This is a genomic window from Pseudomonas sp. RC4D1 (assembly GCF_018390395.1).
GTDB classification, from domain to species: Bacteria; Pseudomonadota; Gammaproteobacteria; order Pseudomonadales; family Pseudomonadaceae; genus Aquipseudomonas; species Aquipseudomonas danubii.
In genome coordinates, this window is record NZ_JAHBAW010000002.1 from 388304 (window position 1) to 407110 (window position 18807).

The window sequence follows — 18807 nt, forward strand, 5'->3', positions numbered from 1 at the left end:
CGGGGGCCTTGGCACAGCCTCACGCTGTCGAGGTCCTTCTCAGGCCTGCGGTCGAACTCTATAGCGTCGCTGTCTGCCTCAGCGCTGCGGTCCTGTGCTTGATCGCCCCCTGGTCCGTTGCGTTGAATCCGTCCATGGGCCTGGGATCGGCCCTGGGCTTTCTTGGCTTTGGCGTTATGCGCATGCGTGATGCCTTAATCATCCTGCGTTACCGTCGCAACATCCGGCGCCTGCCCCGCTATGTGATGACCAGCCGCAATGTGCCGGTCAGCCAAAAGCGTCTGTTCATCGGTCGAGGCTTTCTATGGGATCAGCGCCACACCCATCGACTGATGCAGACCTACCGCCCGGAGTTTCGTGCCTATGTTGAACCCACACGGTTGTATCGCATGGCCCGACGCCTGGAGGAGCGTCTGGAATTCGCGTCGCCCCCATGGTCCGGACTCGCGCGCCTTACCGCCTGGGATCATCCGTTGAACCCTGCCCAGCCGCTTCCACCCGTCGGCGGCCAAGCTCGCCTGCATGGTATCGAACCGAATGAAGTGGACGTGACATTACCCCTGGGCGAACGGGTCGGGCACTCCTTGGTGCTGGGAACGACTCGCGTCGGAAAGACTCGGCTCGCCGAACTGTTGATCACCCAGGACATCCGGCGACGCAACGCCCAGGGCGAGTTCGAAGTGGTGATCATCTTCGACCCCAAGGGCGATGCCGACCTATTGAAAAGAGCCTATGTCGAAGCCAAGCGCGCCGGACGTGAAGGCGAGTTCTACGTTTTCCACTTGGGTTGGCCGGATATCTCGGCGCGCTACAACGCTGTTGGTCGCTTTGGCCGGATATCCGAGGTCGCATCCCGTATCGCCGGGCAGCTATCCGGCGAAGGCAACTCTGCCGCCTTTCGCGAGTTCGCCTGGCGCTTCGTCAACATCATCGCCCGTGCACTCGTGGAACTGGGACAGCGCCCGGACTACCAACTGATTCAGCGTCATGTGGTCAACATCGATGCATTGTTCATGGAGTACGCCGCACAGTTCTTTGCCAGGACCGACACCAAGGCATGGCAGGTCATCGTTCAGATCGAGGCCAGACTCAACGAGAAGAATACCCCTCGCAACATGATCGGACGCGACAAACGGGTCGTCGCGATAGAACAGTACCTGTCCCAAGTGCGAGTCTACGACCCGGTACTCGATGGCCTGCGCAGCGCGGTTCGCTATGACCGGACCTACTTCGACAAAATCGTCGCGTCTCTCCTGCCACTTCTGGAAAAACTCACCACCGGCAAGATCGCTCAGTTGTTGGCACCAAATTACTCCGACCTTGAGGATTCGCGGCCTATCTTCGACTGGATGCAGGTCATCCGTAAACGCGCGGTGGTCTACGTCGGCCTTGACGCTCTGTCAGATCCCGAGGTTGCTGCTGCGGTCGGAAACTCGATGTTCAGCGATCTGGTATCAGTTGCCGGGCACATCTACAAATTCGGTATTGATGATGGTTTGCCGGGCGCCACAGCGGATACAAGGGTGCCGATCAACGTGCACGCCGATGAAGTCAACGAACTGATGGGCGATGAGTTTGTACCGATGGTGAACAAGGGAGGTGGCGCCGGATTGCAAGTCACCGCGTATACCCAGACGCTAAGCGATATCGAAGCGAAAATCGGCAATCGGGCAAAAGCTGGCCAGGTAATCGGCAACTTCAACAACCTGTTCATGCTCCGCGTACGTGAGACGGCGACAGCCGAGCTATTGACCAAGCAGGTACCAAAAGTCGAGGTCTACACCACATCATTGATGAGCGGCGCCACCGACAGCTCGGACATTCGTGGACGCACCGATTTCACATCCAACACCCATGACCGCATTACCACATCCAGCGTTCCGTTGATCGAGCCAGCACACATTGTCGCCCTGCCCAAAGGACAGGCCTTTGCCCTGCTCGAAGGTGGGCGCCTGTGGAAAGTCCGCATGCCACTTCCTGCCCCCGATCCGGACGAAGTGATGCCCAAAGACCTGCAACAGTTGGCAGACTACATGCGTCAGCACTACGTGGACGCAGGGGATTGGTGGGAAAGCGCAGGTTTGCCTGGATTGCAGAACGCCCCTCTTCCCGATGACCTGATCGATGACTTCAGGCAGATGGCCGCAGGTGAGCTTGCCCAGGACGTTGTCTCGACATGAGTTCATACTCTTCGACGGCACCCCCTCAGCAAAACCAGAATCGCGGGTTGATTTCAACGCTCATCGCCCTGCCCTTTCATCTGTTCGGTGTCCTGTCTGGCTCATTACTTTTGAGCATCACAATCGAATGCCTGGGCATGCATTTTTTCTGGCCAGAGGAAGGCTGGCAGCATGCCTCCAACATGCTGAGCTTTGAGCTGGCCCAGCTTTCCGAACACTTCACACGCAGCGCTGTGGTGCAGGAACCCGGGCGGACGGCGCATCAACTGGTCCAACAGGCCTATGAATGGATCTTCGTGAAAAGCCATTTGGCCGACTGGATACGTGAGAAGTCAGCCAAGGCCGCAGCGGCAGCCAGTAGTGCCAAGGACTTTAGATACTTCGTCAGCCAGGCCTACATCTGGCTGGAGAAATATTTGATCGCCACGGCCTTCATCACACTGGTGGTGATGGTGCGCGTGCTCATCCTGGTGCTTGCCGCGCCGCTGTTTCTGCTCAGTGCCTTTGTCGGCCTGGTCGATGGACTGGTGCGGCGAGACATTCGACGCTTTGGTGCAGGGCGCGAATCGGGGTTTGTCTACCACCGCGCCAAGGCGTCGGTACTGCCGCTGGCCATGCTCCCGTGGGTTGTGTACCTCGCCTTGCCAGTCAGCGTGAATCCGCTACTTATTCTGCTGCCCAGCGCGATCATGCTGGGGATTGCGGTAAATATAATGGCTGGGAGCTTTAAGAAGTACTTGTAGGTGCCCTCTACGGCCGTGAGGGCGAGCTGACCTTTGGCGATGCGATCCAGGTGAACACGGAACGAATGTCCAAATGCCCCTGGGCTGGTTTGTCCAGGTGCCGTGGAGTCCGCAATCAAGCGTGCAGGAAAAACGCGGTCTATGCAGACGCAGATTACAGTCAGCTATCTGTTCAGGCTGATCCAGAAGGCGGTGCATGGTGACTTTCCAAACCAGGCGGCACAGAAGACCAAGCCACCGCGGACAGTGCCGCCGGTCGAGGTTCCCTCCGCATCGACACCAGCTGATCCCAAGGTGGCAAACGAACACATTGCGCAACGCTGTACATTCAAGGGGTTGGCCTGAAACTCATTAAGACATGCACAAAAATAGAAGCCGTACAGCAATACTTATTTTTACGCAACCAAATAACAGGCAATAATCATATTTCACAGCTATTCACCAGCCGTCCGTAGCCTTGCCCACCCCATACCTTGATATTCGCATCCTTCTTTTTTAACGGATGTGCATCTTATATGACATTTCACAAGCTGAGGCGCCTGACCATACTGGCCGCCTCTCTGGGTTTTGGGCTTCCTATGGCCGTTCAGGCGGCCCAATTGCCGTCTGCTGGCAGCTTGGGCAATCAATTGCAACAAGATCCAGTCAAACCCGAAGATCGATCACTACCTATCGAGTTCGACATGTTCGCGCCTTCAACGCCTCCTGATGGCGAAGATGTTGCCCCATCGAGCAAGACAGTACGCATCACGCACGTTGTCTTTGAGGGGGCTCAAGGCCTGCCTAAACTCTCGTTGGACGCCGCCGTTGCGCCTTGGCTCAATCAAGAGGTCAGCATCGCCGATCTTCGCAAAATGACCGTGGCGGTTGAACGGCTTTATGCCCAGCGCGGTTTCATGGCGGTTCGCGTTTTGATCCCCAAGCAACGTATGCAAAACGACACACTGACCTTACAGGTCATCGAAGGCCGTTATGCAGCACCCAAGGTGAGAGCATCATCCCCTAGAGAGCTCGAAACCGCACAGCGCATTATCGAACATGCAACCTGCCTAGCACCTTGCTCCACTCCTCCTTATGTCATGAGTGCGGACATCGATCGCGCCATGTACTTGCTCAACGATCTGCCTGGCATTTCCGCAGCAGCAACCTTAAAGGCTGGCGCTTTGCCAGGGACGACCTTGCTCGATGTCGAGGTGGCGCCCATTAAACACCTCAGTGGTTACGCCGGGGCGAACAATCATGGCAACGCCTATACAGGACGCAATCAGCTCAATGCCGGGGTGGCGCTCAATAGCACACTGCTTATTGGCGACCAGGTAACGCTGGATGGTGTGACCAGTACCGAAGCCTTGGAGCATCATACCGGCCTGCAGCAGTATGGCGTCTCCTACAGCCTACCGGTTGGCCCGTATGGCACTCGCGTGGGGGGTGGGTATAGCCACCTTGATTATGTGCTGAACGGCGCCTTCGATCCTCTGGATGCCGAAGGCGACTCTGATGCCTACTCGGCTTGGATCAGTCATCCGCTTTGGCTATCTCATCTTGGCCGTTTAGAGGCACGGGCTGTTTATGAGTACAGTGATTTCAGTGACCGCCTGTTGCACGTTGTGGACCGTAGTCGCAACACTCAAACAACAACCGCCCAACTGTCGGGCTATCGTTTCTGGGACAACAGCGTGGCTGGCTTTAGCCTCGCATCAACAGTGGGTCGCCTGCATTTTGGCGACCCACTCGATCAGGCCATCGACAGACAAACGCGTCAGAGCCAGGGCAGCTTCTTCAAACAACGTATCGACGGCTATTGGCAACAAACACTGGCCCCGCAATGGTCTGCCTTTGCTGCATTACGCACTCAGTTGACCAACAGTAACCTGGATAGCTCCCAATCACTGGTGTTAGGCGGTCCTGGCGGTGTGCGTGCGTTTGTTGCGGATAGCACCCTGGTCAACCAGGGCGCGCAAGGAACCTTTGAGTTGCGTCATACCCCCTCGCTCTTGAATCAGAGTTTGACCGCTGCAGTGTTTTACGACCGAGCCGAAGGCCGCGTTAATCGCCATAGCTGGGGTACCAATCCAGACAGCAATAGCCGTATGCGCCTGGAAGGTGCCGGGGCCTACTTCAATGTAAATGTCGCTCAAAAATACAACGCCCGCCTGACCTATGCCCAACGCCTGTCCGACAACCTGTCGACATCCCAGGATGCCAACCGCATCTGGCTGGACGTAAGCACATCGTTTTAGTCATTCATCATTTGTTCATCCATAGGTGCTTACCATGAACTCGAATCGTTTTAGAGTGATCTTTAGCCGCGCCCTGAACCAGCCCGTTGTAGTCTCTGAACTGCAAAGCAGTCAGGGTAAGGCCTCTGCCTCTGCGCGCCCTGGCGCGCAACCCCAGCGTCTGTATCTACAACCAACACGCCTAGCTGTTGCAATGTTATGGGCCCTGGGGTTCATGACGTCAGTTGAGGCCGCCTCAATCCTGCCAACCGGAGGAGTTGTCGCTGCCGGCAATGCTGCGATCGCCACCCAAGACGCAGGCATGACCGTCACTCAGCAACCCGGCAACGCGGTCATTAACTGGAATACGTTCAATATTGGCAATGCAAACACCGTGACGTTCCAGCACGCCAATGCCACCGATGTAACCCTGAACCGTGTCACAGGCGCCAAGAGTCAGATTGATGGCTCGCTGAATGCCAATGGCCAAGTATTCCTGCTCAACCCCAACGGGGTTGTATTTGGTAAAACAGCACAGGTCAATGTGGGTGGCTTGGTGGTATCAACGCAGGAGATTAGTAACGACGCATTCATGGATAAAAACTATACGTTTGCCCCGGCAACCGACGTTACTACCGCAGGTGACATCATCAATAACGGCCAACTGCTTGCAAACGGCCTGGGCGGATTTGTAGTGTTGTCAGGGGCAGGCAATGTCACTAATACCGGCACACTCAGCGCGACCAAGGGCACCGTGCAAATGGCTTCCGGTAAAAACTTCACGCTCACCATGCCTAGTGGCACCAATCCGTTTCTCAGCGTTGAGCTAACCGGGGTTGCCCATCCAGAACCCGCTGTTGGCGTACACAATAATGCCGGTACCCTCAAGGCCGCCCATGTAGAGCTCAGAGCTCATGAAGGTTGGGTCAAAAATAGCGTTGGCACCATTGAGGCCACCGCTATTTCCGACCTGATGGATTCGTCCGCGCAAAACAAGAACGGCTCGGCCAAATTGGTAGCGGATAACGGCAGAGTAGAGGTAATCGGCACTAATGCAGTTTCATCGACCATCAAAGCCGACAAAGACATTGTCGTTGCCGGCAATGGTGACGGCGTTAAACTCAACGTCAATGCTAAGCTAAACGCCGGCAACAACATAGAACTAACAGGTAGCTCCAAAAAAATAGATGGTGTAGCGATAACTTCGTCATCGAGCTTGGTTGCAGGCAACGACATTACGATCACTGGCGCTTCTGAAGATTTAGGTGGGGTTTATATTAGCCAGGGTGATATTACAGCTAAAAACAACATCAATATCACGGGCTCCTCGCAGAAAAATAGAGGCGTCAACACTACATCAACGCTCTCTGCAGAAGGGGATATAAATATCACTGGCAAATCGACCAGTCACACAGGGAGCGGTATTTCTGGAACAATGAATTCAGGCAATAATATCAATGTTACAGGGCTGTCTGATGCAGGCCACGGGATAGAAGATTCAGGTCGACTAAACGCCAAAAACAATATCAACTTTATCGGGCGTTCTAATAAAGGCTCCGGCGTAATCTCAGGAGGACAAACAAAAGCCCAAAACGATATCAGTGTTACAGGCAGTTCTAATGACGGCAGAGGCACAAACCAGCCTTATTATGGCGTCTTCAATGCAGGAAGAAATTTAAATATTACTGGCACTTCGCAGAAGAGTTATGGCGCATATATTAGAGGAGTAAATTTTGTTAAAGGCGATGTGAATGTTTCGGGCTCCTCAACGGACCTAATCGGCGCCTATGTTGTATCAGGGCTCACTACCGGAAGTAATATAAATATCACGGGCTCCTCGGAAAAAAGTAACGGCGTTTATGATCAATCAACGCACACTGCCGAAAAAAATATCAATATCACTGGCTCCTCAACGGACGGAATCGGCGCCTATGTTGTATCAAGGCTCACTACCGGAAGTAATATAAATATCACGGGCTCCTCGGAAAAAAGTAACGGCGTTTATGATCAATCAACGCACACTGCCGAAAAAAATATCAATATCACTGGCTCCTCAACGGACGGATTCGGCGTCGGTATTGCATCAACGCACACTGCCGGAAGTGATATAAATATCACGGGCACCTCGGAAAAAAGTAACGGCATTTATGATCAATCAACGCACACTGCCGGAAGTGATATAAATATCACGGGCACCTCGGAAAAAAGTAACGGCGTCTATACTAGGGTAAAACTTACTGCCGAAAACAATATCAATATCACTGGCTCCTCAACCGATGGCGCAGGAGTGCTAGTAGCCGTTATTGATAACACCACACTAAATATACCCAAGAACACCAATATTCACGGCGCATCAAAAAATGGCAATGGGATTTCATCCGGGAATTTCGATGTAAATACCACTTTAAATTTTGCAGGAACTATGCATGGCGAAAGTACCAATGGTAATGGTGCAGTATTTAACTCCAATATGGTTCTATTGCCTGGTGCGGTCGTACAAGGAAATAGCATCGCTGGTAGCGGTTTAGTAATCACTGGACAACCTGTTCAGATGACAGACGGTGCCACCTTGACCGGGACAAGTCAGCTAGGCGCAGGCATTGTTGCAAGCAACCAGTTGATATTGGATCAGGGTGGTACGGTGAACGGCACCAGCCAATCTGGAAATGGCGTAGAGCTCACCAGTGATTTTGTAGTTCCCGCAGGTGCAACTTTAGAAGGCACAAGTATTTCGGCGGACGGCATACTGGCCGAGCACGATCTGACCGTCGGCAAGGGCGGTACTATCATTGGGAACACCACAACCGGTGATGACATCGTAGGTAATATCATCGTGGCTGAGGGGGGGACAGTGATTCGGCACAAGCCTCTGAAGCAGGCTCCGGCAGCGAATATTGATATTGATTCCCCACGAAATGTTTCCGCAAGCTTGAAGCATGTAAAAATGCAAGAAGCAAATAAGCATTCCCCTTATGGGTTAGCCATAGAGCCTAACGAAGAGCAAGATATACAAATTCTCCTGCCCTAACTTCGATTCAGGTCACATAGAACCGACCACAGGCACTTTCAACCAACAGACTAGAGCCACGCAAATGCAGCTCTAGCCTGTTGGTCTGTGTGTAAAATCGATTCCATCAACGCAAGAGTCCGGCAAACAGACTTTCCGAACTCCAGTATTAAGGATAAGGCTGTTTGATGCATTCGCTGAGTCTATTTTCCCGCGCATGCACTATCGACGAAGAGAGTATTCAATGAAGGGTATTTTTCCTTCGAGTAAGCCACTGCGTCACCCACTGCGTCGCGATCCTGCACATAGCGATGTGCGTCGGAGGGTTTTCGACTTACCACAATCTTGCGGCAAGTTGATCGGAGCATCCTTTACTGAATTCGCCAAGACTCGACAACGTCCGCACCAAACTCTGCTTTCCATTCTTTCAACTGACGGTGATTACCACCCTTGGTCTCGATCAGCTCGCCCGAATTAGGATTCTTGTAAATCTTCACATCCCTCGCCTTACGGACTGTTTTTACAGCTGCTGATTTTGACGTCAAGGTACGGCTACCAACCTCTGGATCCAGAATATTAATAATGTTCTTCAAGCTGAATCCATACTCACCCAGTAACGCACGCAGCTTGCTTTCAAATTCCATCTCTTTCTTCAGACCGGAATCGCTTTTCATCGACTCGAGCTCTGCGAGTTGGGTGGCGAGCTGCTGCTCCAGTTTACGAAACTCGGCTAGGCGGGACATTCTATAAATTCCTCAGTGGGTTAATTCAAAATTCAACTCGACCATATTAAGACTTATAAACCGCCAAGTCATCACTTGCAGTGGCTTAAACTTTATTTTTTTATGCATAGGAACGAAGAGTAGAGCGGAAGCCCAACTATTCTCCTAAAATCCCCCCGCACCTCCCCCTTAACTAGTCACCTAAATACGGTGAACCCTCGTTATCCATTCATTGCAGTAAGAAGTCTCACACCCTTTCACCATTGTGCCGTTCACGTCAAACGAGCACGACGCAATGAAGTTGATCAGCAAACACTCCCTGTTCTCGAACCAAGTGCTGCCGATGTTCGTCGTCATGGCAATACTGATGGCTCAGCCTGTACACGCCAGCGAAATCCCATCCGAACCGGAGCTGCTCGCAGCCCTGCTACGCCAGCTCGCTCTGGTGGATCGAATGGCCAAGCAGTCGGCTGACTCCGCCCCGCAAGAAAGATCCCGCTATCACTTCGACTACAAGCGACTGAGCGCTGACTTGCAACGCATTCAGGTGGGTGTTCACGACTACCTGACGCCGCAACGAGCCCAACCAAGAGACACCAACGCTCTGCTCGGTAACTACCGCCAGGAAGCAAAGCCGGAGGTCATCAAATGACAGCGATGCAGCTCGCTGCCTTTCAAGCCAACAGTGGCTTCACGCCCTTTGCCACCGCGTCGGTGCTGATCGGATTGGTCTTCGCCGTTCTGTTGCTGTGGGGTGTCTGGGCACTTAGAACCGCTTACGTCGGCTGGTCCGAGCAACGTATCTCGCAGCGTCAGTTTCTCGGTGTCGCTGTGCGTTTTTTTGCGCTGTACCTCGTTCTGACGTTCTTCCTCCTCTCTTGATGAAAAGGGTTCCAACCATGATGCAGACAATGCACTCCATCTTGACCGCCCAACGCCCGCGCCGGGCTTTTGCCCTTGCTGTGACCTGGATGTCTTCACTGGCCCAGGCTCAGGGTCTGCCCACACTGGAAGACCCTTCCCGGGGTTCTGGGAAAGGGATCATGGACACCCTGCGCAACTACGGATACGACATCGTAATGCTCGTCGCGCTGCTGGTTGTCGCATCGATGTTCATCGGCGTTTGCTACCACGCCTATGGCACCTACGCCGAGATCCATACCGGACGTAAAACCTGGGGCCAGTTCGGTCTGACCGTGGCCATTGGCGCGGTTTTACTGGTGGTTGGCATTTGGCTGCTTACCGAAGCCACTGGGGTTCTTTAAGGAGATCGTCATGGGTCAATCTCACGATGTCCGGCCAGACGGTACCGTCAGCTTCCTGCCTAACCGTCTCAACCACCACCCTGTTGTGGTGCGGGGGCTGACCGCAGACGAGTTGTGGATCTGCTCCGGACTGTCTGCCGTCGTCGGCTTGGCTGTAGGCATTGCCCTTGCCCTCACCTTTTCGACCATCGCCATGGTACCTACCGCCATCGTCCTCGCCATCAGCATCGGCGTGTTTGCCGGAGGGGGATTGCTTCGTCGCCAGAAACGAGGTCGACCCGATACCTGGCTGTACCGCCAGATACAGTGGTGGGTATCACTGCGACATCCAAGCCTGGCCAGGTATGTCGGCGGCCAAGTACTGGTCCTGCGCTCTGGTTTTTGGAGCACAAGGAGAACGCAGCCGTGAGCCGGTTCAAGAATGAGATCACCCACCTGCAGTCGCACATCAAGACGTTGCGCGGCGGATCAGGAGCATTGCTACTCGTTGCGTTGATCATGGGGGGCGGTTGGTGGAGTGCCCCGCGCGATCTGACCATTCATGTGCCACCCGACCTGCGCTCCGGGAGCGTCAGAAAGTGGTGGGAAGTGCCGCCGGAAAGCGTCTACGCCTTCACCTTCTACATCTGGCAGCAGCTCCAGCGCTGGCCCACCAATGGCGATGAGGACTATGCCCGCAATATCCAGGCGCTATCGGCCTACCTCACGCCCTCCTGCCAGACCTCGTTGCGTACCGAGTATGAGCAGCGTCGTGCCGCTGGAGAGCTGCGCCAGCGTGTACGGGGGGTTTATGAAATTCCGGGGCGTGGCTATGGCGACGATCCAGCTGGACGCGTTGAAGTGGTCTCGGACCGGGACTGGATCGTGACCCTGGACCTGACGGCCGATGAGTACTTCGGCTCGGAGCAAGTCAAGCGGGCCCTGGTGCGCTACCCGATCAAAGTGTCGCGGGCCGACCTCGATCCCGAGCGCAACCCATTCGGCCTCATGCTCGACTGCTACAACGGCGCACCTCAGCGTATCGCTCACCCCGATTCCGTCACGCCTGTCGCCCCTGCGTCGGGGCTGGGTAGCGTCATGGGAGAAACACAATGAAGCGCCTCCACATTTCTTTTTTTCTTCTAACTGCGGCCCTCTCAAGCGGCGCCCAGGCGCTGGAAATCCTGCGCTGGGAGCGGCTGCCGCTGGCGGTTCCATTGCTGGTAGATCAGGAGCGCGTGGTGTTTATCGATCGTAATGTGCGTGTCGGTGTACCACCCGCCATCAGCGACAAGCTGCGGGTGCAAAGTGCTGGTGGCGCGGTCTACCTACGCGCCAGCGCACCGATAAAACCAACCCGTCTGCAACTTCAAGATGCCGACACCGGCACGTTGATCCTGCTGGATATCGCCGCCGAAGCTTCCGAACCTGGACAAGCAGCTCTGGAACCCGTTCGCATTGTCGAGGCCAAGGGCCCTGCCCCGCGCTACGGAGGGTCACCGGCTGATGAAGATACCGATCAAGCGGGATTGGCTGCCGATCTCGTCCCCCATGAAACACCAGTGCCCGTGGTACTGACACGGTATGCGGCGCAAAGCCTCTATGCGCCACTGCGCACCCTTGAGCCTGTCCCCGGGATCACCCAGGTCAACCTTCGCCGCTCACAGCCTCTGGACACTCTGCTGCCTACGCTACCGATAAAAGCAGTGGGCCTCTCGGCCTGGCGCCTGGGCAATCTGTGGGTGACCGCAGCACGCCTGAAAAACACCTCTGTTCGCTGGCAAGAGCTGGACCCGAGGGCCCTGCAGGGCAATTTCGTCAGCGCAACCTTCCAGCACGCCGCTCTGGGACCCGTCGGCACGCCGGAGGACACGACAGTCGTCTATTTGGTGACCCGATCGGGCGGACTGGATAAAGCACTGTTACCGGCCATCAACCAGATCGACGCCACACTGACCCTGCCGGCCGCTAGCGACCAAGGAGACGGCCATGAAAGGTAACGGTCTGTTGAAGTGGCTGATGATCCCAATGGCATTGCTGCTGGTTTTCGTCGGCATCAAAGTGTTTTCGGGCAGTGGCAGCCCCCGGGATCACGCCGCCACTCCCAAGCTCACCGCTGAGGAAGCTAAGGCCCTGGGTATCGAGGGTGACACGGCCCAGGACACGGTTGCGACACTGGTCGGTCATGTGAAGCAACTGCGCCTTGACCTGCAGGGTGCAATGTCGGAAACCAAGGAGCAGCGTGCGGAAAACGAAAGACTGCGCCTGCGCGAGGGCACCATCGAACGACGTATCGATAGCGCGCTTGAAGCGGAGAAAAAGAAGCTCCAGAACGATCACGAGCAGATGCTCAATGAACGAGAAAAGACTCAGAAGCTGCTGCAGGATCTGCAACGTCAGTTGGAGGGGCTGGGTGGCCAAAATGGTCACGCTGACTTGCCCGTGGGTCTAGGGCTTGAGGCCGGCGACGCCGAGGGCATCGACTCAGGCGTCAGGTGGATCGAGCCCGAGGACGCCCGCTCTGAAGGCAAGACACGCTCAAACAAAGCTGACAGTTTCAGTTTCCCCACCAGCTTCAGCCCTGCACAAAAGACCCTCGACAACACTCGGGAAGCGCTGGCTGAGCCGGGCCGTCAGATCGCCAGGGAACCTGTAAGCGGCAGCAAGTCTCGCGCCAAACCGGTTTACACCGTGCCGAGCAACTCGACCTTGATAGGCGCCATCTCAATGACGGCACTGATCGGTCGCGTGCCCATCGATGGGACCGTTAATGACCCCTACCCCTTCAAGGTACTTGTCGGTCCGGACAACCTGACCGCCAACGGCATCGACATTCCCGACGTGGCAGGCGCCGTGGTCAGCGGCACAGCCTCCGGCGACTGGACCCTCTCCTGCGTACGCGGCCAGATCCGTTCGATCACCTTCGTTTTTCATGACGGTACGATCCGCACCCTGCCGGAAGACAACGAGCGAGGCAGTAGCCGCCAGAACAGCTCCAATCTCCAGGATGGTCTGGGCTGGATCAGCGACCCCCATGGCATTCCGTGCGTCAGCGGTGACCGCCGGAGTAACGCGCAACAGTACCTCGGTACCCAGGCGCTGATCACTGCTGCAGGTGCCGGCGCTGCCTCCCTGATTAAATCGGACAACGGCAACGTGGCCGTTGTCGCCAGCAACAACGGCTCACTCGGCACCGTCGGCATCAGTGGCAATGAGGCCATGGGGCGCATTCTGGCCGGTGGCGTTCAGGAAATGTCGCAATGGGTGAACCGCCTATATGGGCAGGCCTTTGCCGCCATCTACGTCAAACCCGGCGCTCCGGTCGCCGTGCACATCGAACAGTCTCTCACCCTCGATTACGACCCGCAGGGGCGCAAAGTCGATCACCGCCTTGGAGGTGCCCAATATGCTCCGGACCTGGACTAAGCCCCTGTGGATTTTGGTTGTACTCGTAGCGTTGGCCGGCTGTTCAACCAGCAAGGAGGAGCTGCTGCCCCACGACAAGCGGACCATGCTGAATATCTGGCATGAAGAGACCGGGGGTAGTACTCAGGGTGGGCAAACATCCCGGCAATTGCTGGATGCTCGGCAATCACTGCGCCGCCCATTCGATCACGAGGTCCAGAATGCGGCTCCGGCTCATAACGCCATCTACACACGCACAGCGCAAACGGAAATTCATCGCCAATTCCACCGGCTTCCGAATCCCGACCTGCTGATGTACGTGTTTCCGCACTTGGCCGGCACCGATCCGGTCCCCGTCCCTGGCTATACCACCGTCTTCCCGCTGTACCAGCGAGTGCAATACGCCATGCCCGGCGAGCGACTGGAGGACTACTGATGATTCAGCCATTCTGGAGGCGTCGTGCCGCCGCAACCCTCGAAGAAACCTCACACACTGGGGCCTGGGAGCAACACGTCGCGGACCTGAGGCCCCATGGCATTGCCATGCCTGACGGCAACAGTCAGCAGCGCACACGCCCCGCCACGCTGGCGGACGAGCAAGCCCTTTATCGGGTTGCGCCTTCATTCGCCGACTTGCTGCCCTGGGTCGAGTTCCTGCCTGAATCGCAATGCATGTTGCTCGATGACGGCGTCTCGGTCGCGGCGTTCTTTGAGCTGTTGCCAATCGGCACCGAAGGACGTGAGGACAGCTGGCTTGCCCAGGCCCGCGATGCCCTGGAAAACGCCATTCAAGACAGTTTCGATGAACTGGATAACGCCCCATGGATCATCCAGTTTTACGCACAGGACGACACTGACTGCAGCCCTTACCTGACGGGGCTGCACTCCTACATCCAGCCTCGCGCACGCGCAACCGCGTTCACCGATTACTACCTTCGTTTTATGGGGCACCACCTGCAATCGGTGGCAAAGCCCGGCGGGCTGTTTGAGGACAACACCGTGACCCGCCTTCCATGGCGCGGGCAGACCCGGCGCACTCGACTGGTCGTCTATCGTCGAGCCCAGGGGCTGGCCCGCCGCGGTCAATCCTGCGAACAAACGCTAAATATCATCTGTGAGCGCCTGGCGGGTGGCCTGGCCAACGCAGGTGTAAAAGCGCAGCGCCTGGACGCTGGGGCCATTCACGCCTGGTTGTTGCCCTGGTTCAACCCGCACCCAACGCACCTGGGACCCGATGCGCCAGACCGCGAGCGCTTCTACCAAGTCACCCGCTACCCCGACAATCTCGACGCTGGCGAACTGGAGCTAGCCTCCGGTACCGACTTCTCTCAGCGGCTGTTCTTCGGCCAGCCCCGTTCCGAGGTCGAGAGTGGCCTGTGGTTTTTCGATGGCCTGCCTCACCGCACCATGGTGGTGGACCGATTGCGTCTGCCCCCCACAACGGGCCACCTAACGGGCGAAACCCGCAAAAGCGGTGACGCCATCAACGCCCTGTTCGATCAGATGCCGGAAGACACCGTGATGTGTCTGACCATCGTCATCACGCCACAAGACACCCTTGAAGCCCACCTGAATCACCTGGCCAAGAAAGCGGTCGGTGAAACCCTAGCCTCGGAGCAGACGCTGAACGACGTCAAGCAGGTGCGTGGCCTGATTGGTAGTGCACACAAGCTCTATCGCGCGTCGCTGTGTTTCTACCTGCGCGGTCGTGATCAGGCAGAACTTGATGCGCGAGAGCTGCGCCTCGGCAACGTATTGTTGAACGCCGGCCTGCAACCTGTGCGAGAGGAAGATGAGGTAGCGCCACTCAACAGCTACCTGCGCTGGCTGCCGTGTGTATACGACCCCACCAAGGACAAGCGACAGTGGTACACCCAACTGATGTTTGCCCAGCATGCCGCAAACCTCGCCCCGGTGTGGGGCCGGAGCCAGGGCACGGGAAACCCTGGAATCACCTTTTTCAACCGCGGCGGCGGTACCGTCACCTTCGACCCGTTGAACCGGCTGGATAGGCAGATGAACGCGCACCTCTTCCTGTTCGGCCCCACCGGCTCAGGCAAGAGTGCAACCCTGAACAACATCCTCAACCAGATCACCGCCATTTATCGGCCACGCCTGTTTATCGTCGAAGCCGGCAACTCCTTCGGCCTGTTCGGCGATCTTGCAGCTCGCTTAGGCATGAGCGTCAACCGCGTCAGATTGGCCCCGGGCGCTGGAGTCAGTCTGGCACCCTTTGCGGATGCCCTGCGCCTGGTCGAAACGCCAGCAGAAGTTCAAACCCTCGATGCCGACGCACTGGACGACAAGGAGAGCACTGCCATCGAAGGCGATGAACAGCGTGATGTACTCGGTGAGCTGGAGATCACTGCACGGCTGATGATCACCGGCGGCGAAGACAAAGAAGAAGCACGGATGACCCGCGCTGATCGAAGCCTCATCCGTCAGTGCATTCTCGATGCAGCGCACCGCTGCAAAAACGAAACCCGTAGCGTGCTGCCCAGTGATGTGCGTGATGCCTTGCGTGACCGGGGCCGAGATGCCGCGCTGCCGGAGATCCGCAGCGCCAGATTGCTGGAAATGGCCGACGCCATGGACATGTTCTGTCAGGGTGCTGATGGCGAGATGTTCAACCGACCAGGAACCCCCTGGCCCGAAGCCGATATCACCATCGTCGACCTCGCGACCTTTGCCCGCGAGGGCTACAACGCTCAGCTGTCGATCGCCTACATCACCCTGATCAACACCGTGAACAACATCGCCGAACGAGACCAGTTTCTCGGGCGCCCGATCATCAACGTCACGGACGAAGGGCACATCATCACCAAGAACCCGTTGCTCGCCCCCTACATCGTCAAGATCACCAAGATGTGGCGCAAGCTCGGCGCCTGGTTCTGGCTCGCGACCCAGAACCTGGACGATTTGCCCAAAGCAGCAGAATCCATGTTGAACATGATCGAGTGGTGGATATGCCTGTCGATGCCACCGGATGAGGTCGAGAAGATTGCGCGCTTTCGCGAACTCAATGCTTCGCAGAAGGCGCTGATGCTCTCCGCACGCAAAGAGGCCGGCAAGTTTACCGAAGGCGTGATCCTCTCGAAGTCGATGGAAGTACTGTTCCGTGCCGTCCCTCCAAGCCTGCACTTGGCCCTGGCCATGACCGAGCCCGAGGAAAAGGCCGAGCGCTTCCAACTGATGCAAACGCTGGGCATCAGCGAGCTGGAGGCGGCGTTCAAGGTTGCAGAAGGGATTGATCGGGCACGAGGCATTGAACCTCTGCCCCAGTAGAAATGCCTGCTGACGTAGTCAGCGACATGCCCAGATAGCCACGATCTTCAAGGCTATGACACGCGTTGTTGGTGTTGATCGACAGCGTTCGCTTCGCATCTGTTGCGCGAACAGCCGTCACGAGCGTGACGGTAGATGCACAATGTTCACATCCTTGGAGGGTTCGCCCCTCCGGGAGCGCTCGCCTCCAGTTATGCCTATGGAGGCCCCTCATGAAGGCACCACTCCTCACTCAGTTGAAACGCTACGTACCAACGAGCCTCACCATCACCCCGGACGACTGGATCGTCGCCTACGCGTTGCAGATATTGGAGCAACGTACCTTCCAACGTGGGCCTGAGCTGACAAGCCCACAGGAGGTCAGTCAGTTTTTACGACTCAAACTCATGAAAGAGCTGCGCGAAGTCTTCATGGTGACTTTTCTCGACAGCAAGCATCGCGTTATTGCCTGCGAAGCACTTTTCCATGGGACGATCGACTCAAGCACGGTCCACCCAAGAATCGTGTTTCAGAAGGCCATGGAGCACAACGCTGCCGCTGTGATCCTCTGCCACAACCACCCTTCTGGTGATACCGAGGCAAGCAACGCCGACAAGATCATCACCGCACGACTGAAGTCGGTGTTGTCGGAGATCGACGTTCGCCTGCTTGACCACTTCATCGTGGGTCAGGGACAACCGTTCTCCTTTGCCGAAGCGGGTCTGATCTAGCTCCGGCGCCTCATTTTTCCAGATTGACGATCTGGCTGACATCACCTCCCCTGCGGACTCCTTTGCCCGCCAGGGACTATTGGAGTCCGATTTCTCAAGAGGAACTCCACATGCAACCCAAGATCCTTTTCTTTAATGGCGAGCCTTTTGTAATCAACCCTTATCGACCCAGTTCCTACGTCCGCCAAGACGTTTTCCACAAGCGACTCTCCGTCACCTGCGTGGGTGAAGTGGAGTACCGGGAGGACGATCCCATCTACGGGACCTGGTGGAGTTCAAGTACCCTCCACATAGGACAATGTGGTCTCGTCGAACAGGCGATAGCCCTTGCTGAAACAGCGCTGGCTAACGACTTGTTTGATCTCAGTGAGGATGCACTAGCGTTGTGTTTTGCTCCTCAGCTCTTCTACGTAAAAGACCCTGCCCATCACTTGGTACTCTGTGGAGAGTCGACAGGTCACCGCATCAGGTGGATCAGGCCGGTCGACTCCGATGATCAGGCCACGTCTGTCATGCAAGAGGTCGAAAAGCTATACAGACAAGCCTCATTCGAGTCAGGCTGGGACAACTACGATTCGGCCAAGCAGCTGCGGAAAACAGCAAGCATACTGGCTGGCCGCCTCGTCCACTCGAACTGGCGGGAGCATTCTCGCGCAGCCATTGAAGCACTAGCGAACTAATCCACTCGGGAGCTTATAGCTCCCGATTTTTTTGCAGCTTCCGATGAAGAGAGATAACTGAACCATCGGGCACAAGACTGCGCTATCGATCATACAGGCATGCAATGCATCCATCGCCGGCACAGCCTGTTCATGCTTTCTTTAGCGTCATTGCGGTGCCGCTACGCAGCGAGCGAGTGAAATCGATCAGCTACTGCCGCATAAGTGGCGACCGAATTAACTACGAAAGACAGATTGATGCACTCATCGTTTCACCACGCCTGAGGGCCACAGAAGCTGCGTACATCCTTAACGAAGGGCTAAAACTCCCGGTCAAGATAATGGACTGCTTCCAAGAGCGGAACGTTGGCGTTTTTGAAGGATTGACTCAAGCTGACGCAAGAGCACGATATCCAGAGCTGTGGTCGCAAAATATCACTCGTCGCTGGGATAACGGGCCAACCGGTGGTGAGTCAGTATCAAGGAAAACAGCGAGTCGAGCATTTCGATAATATTCCGTCCACTCCATCGCTAAGCTGTCCATCATCACCAGGAACATCTATCGCATGAAGGCCGACAGTCATCCAACCTCTATAAGGCTCCGTCTCGCTAAAAAGTGTGAGTAGGTCGTGG

At 56.1% G+C, this 18807-nt stretch carries 18 protein-coding genes; 17 read left to right on the plus strand and 1 reads right to left on the minus strand.

The window, feature by feature from the left end:
* The first annotated feature begins 8 nt into the window (after positions 1 to 8).
* The 5 genes from traD (at position 9) to KHO49_RS17595 (ending at position 8170) form a co-directional block, all read left to right on the plus strand.
* Positions 9 to 2180, plus strand: coding sequence for a type IV conjugative transfer system coupling protein TraD (gene traD, locus KHO49_RS17575; protein ID WP_213665496.1), 2172 nt, complete (start codon positions 9 to 11; stop codon positions 2178 to 2180).
* Positions 2177 to 2923: a TIGR03747 family integrating conjugative element membrane protein gene (locus KHO49_RS17580; protein ID WP_213665497.1), complete on the plus strand. Its 747-nt coding sequence runs from the start codon at positions 2177 to 2179 to the stop codon at positions 2921 to 2923. The genes traD and KHO49_RS17580 overlap by 4 nt, the downstream gene beginning before the upstream one ends.
* Before the next feature lie 141 nt (positions 2924 to 3064).
* Positions 3065 to 3268 carry a hypothetical protein gene (locus KHO49_RS17585; RefSeq protein WP_213665498.1) on the plus strand — a complete coding sequence of 68 codons (204 nt, stop codon included), beginning with the start codon at positions 3065 to 3067 and terminating at the stop codon, positions 3266 to 3268.
* 170 nt (positions 3269 to 3438) lie between these two features.
* Positions 3439 to 5163 carry a ShlB/FhaC/HecB family hemolysin secretion/activation protein gene (locus KHO49_RS17590; RefSeq protein WP_213665499.1) on the plus strand — a complete coding sequence of 575 codons (1725 nt, stop codon included), beginning with the start codon at positions 3439 to 3441 and terminating at the stop codon, positions 5161 to 5163.
* A 34-nt stretch (positions 5164 to 5197) separates the two neighbouring features.
* Positions 5198 to 8170: a two-partner secretion domain-containing protein gene (locus KHO49_RS17595; RefSeq protein WP_213665500.1), complete on the plus strand. Its 2973-nt coding sequence runs from the start codon at positions 5198 to 5200 to the stop codon at positions 8168 to 8170.
* Between the two features lie 350 nt (positions 8171 to 8520).
* Here the strand turns inward: KHO49_RS17595 and KHO49_RS17600 are convergent, their stop codons facing one another.
* Positions 8521 to 8892 carry a histone-like nucleoid-structuring protein, MvaT/MvaU family gene (locus tag KHO49_RS17600; protein ID WP_213665501.1) on the minus strand — a complete coding sequence of 124 codons (372 nt, stop codon included), beginning with the start codon at positions 8890 to 8892 and terminating at the stop codon, positions 8521 to 8523.
* 274 nt (positions 8893 to 9166) lie between these two features.
* On the opposite strand from KHO49_RS17600, the gene KHO49_RS17605 reads away from it, so the two are divergent.
* The 12 genes from KHO49_RS17605 (at position 9167) to KHO49_RS17660 (ending at position 18686) form a co-directional block, all read left to right on the plus strand.
* Positions 9167 to 9523 (plus strand): integrative conjugative element protein, RAQPRD family, encoded by a 357-nt coding sequence (locus KHO49_RS17605; protein WP_213665502.1) that lies wholly within the window; start codon positions 9167 to 9169, stop codon positions 9521 to 9523.
* Positions 9520 to 9753 carry a TIGR03758 family integrating conjugative element protein gene (locus KHO49_RS17610; RefSeq protein WP_213665503.1) on the plus strand — a complete coding sequence of 78 codons (234 nt, stop codon included), beginning with the start codon at positions 9520 to 9522 and terminating at the stop codon, positions 9751 to 9753. Before KHO49_RS17605 ends, KHO49_RS17610 begins: the two co-directional genes overlap by 4 nt.
* Before the next feature lie 29 nt (positions 9754 to 9782).
* Positions 9783 to 10136, plus strand: coding sequence for a TIGR03745 family integrating conjugative element membrane protein (locus KHO49_RS17615; protein ID WP_213665975.1), 354 nt, complete (start codon positions 9783 to 9785; stop codon positions 10134 to 10136).
* Between the two features lie 10 nt (positions 10137 to 10146).
* Positions 10147 to 10545, plus strand: coding sequence for a TIGR03750 family conjugal transfer protein (locus tag KHO49_RS17620; RefSeq protein WP_213665504.1), 399 nt, complete (start codon positions 10147 to 10149; stop codon positions 10543 to 10545).
* Entirely contained in the window at positions 10542 to 11231 is a 690-nt protein-coding gene (locus KHO49_RS17625; protein ID WP_213665505.1) for a PFL_4703 family integrating conjugative element protein, read from the plus strand. Before KHO49_RS17620 ends, KHO49_RS17625 begins: the two co-directional genes overlap by 4 nt.
* Complete coding sequence (locus tag KHO49_RS17630; protein ID WP_213665506.1) at positions 11228 to 12115, plus strand: TIGR03749 family integrating conjugative element protein; 888 nt, start codon at positions 11228 to 11230, stop codon at positions 12113 to 12115. Before KHO49_RS17625 ends, KHO49_RS17630 begins: the two co-directional genes overlap by 4 nt.
* Positions 12105 to 13541 (plus strand): TIGR03752 family integrating conjugative element protein, encoded by a 1437-nt coding sequence (locus tag KHO49_RS17635; RefSeq protein WP_213665507.1) that lies wholly within the window; start codon positions 12105 to 12107, stop codon positions 13539 to 13541. Before KHO49_RS17630 ends, KHO49_RS17635 begins: the two co-directional genes overlap by 11 nt.
* Positions 13522 to 13956 (plus strand): TIGR03751 family conjugal transfer lipoprotein, encoded by a 435-nt coding sequence (locus KHO49_RS17640; RefSeq protein WP_213665508.1) that lies wholly within the window; start codon positions 13522 to 13524, stop codon positions 13954 to 13956. Before KHO49_RS17635 ends, KHO49_RS17640 begins: the two co-directional genes overlap by 20 nt.
* Entirely contained in the window at positions 13956 to 16805 is a 2850-nt protein-coding gene (locus KHO49_RS17645; protein WP_213665509.1) for a conjugative transfer ATPase, read from the plus strand. The genes KHO49_RS17640 and KHO49_RS17645 overlap by 1 nt, the downstream gene beginning before the upstream one ends.
* A gap of 212 nt (positions 16806 to 17017) precedes the next feature.
* Positions 17018 to 17515, plus strand: coding sequence for a RadC family protein (gene radC / locus KHO49_RS17650; RefSeq protein WP_213665510.1), 498 nt, complete (start codon positions 17018 to 17020; stop codon positions 17513 to 17515).
* A 110-nt stretch (positions 17516 to 17625) separates the two neighbouring features.
* Positions 17626 to 18195: a hypothetical protein gene (locus KHO49_RS17655; RefSeq protein ID WP_213665511.1), complete on the plus strand. Its 570-nt coding sequence runs from the start codon at positions 17626 to 17628 to the stop codon at positions 18193 to 18195.
* A gap of 104 nt (positions 18196 to 18299) precedes the next feature.
* Positions 18300 to 18686 (plus strand): histidine phosphatase family protein, encoded by a 387-nt coding sequence (locus KHO49_RS17660; RefSeq protein WP_213665512.1) that lies wholly within the window; start codon positions 18300 to 18302, stop codon positions 18684 to 18686.
* Positions 18687 to 18807: the final 121 nt, after the last annotated feature.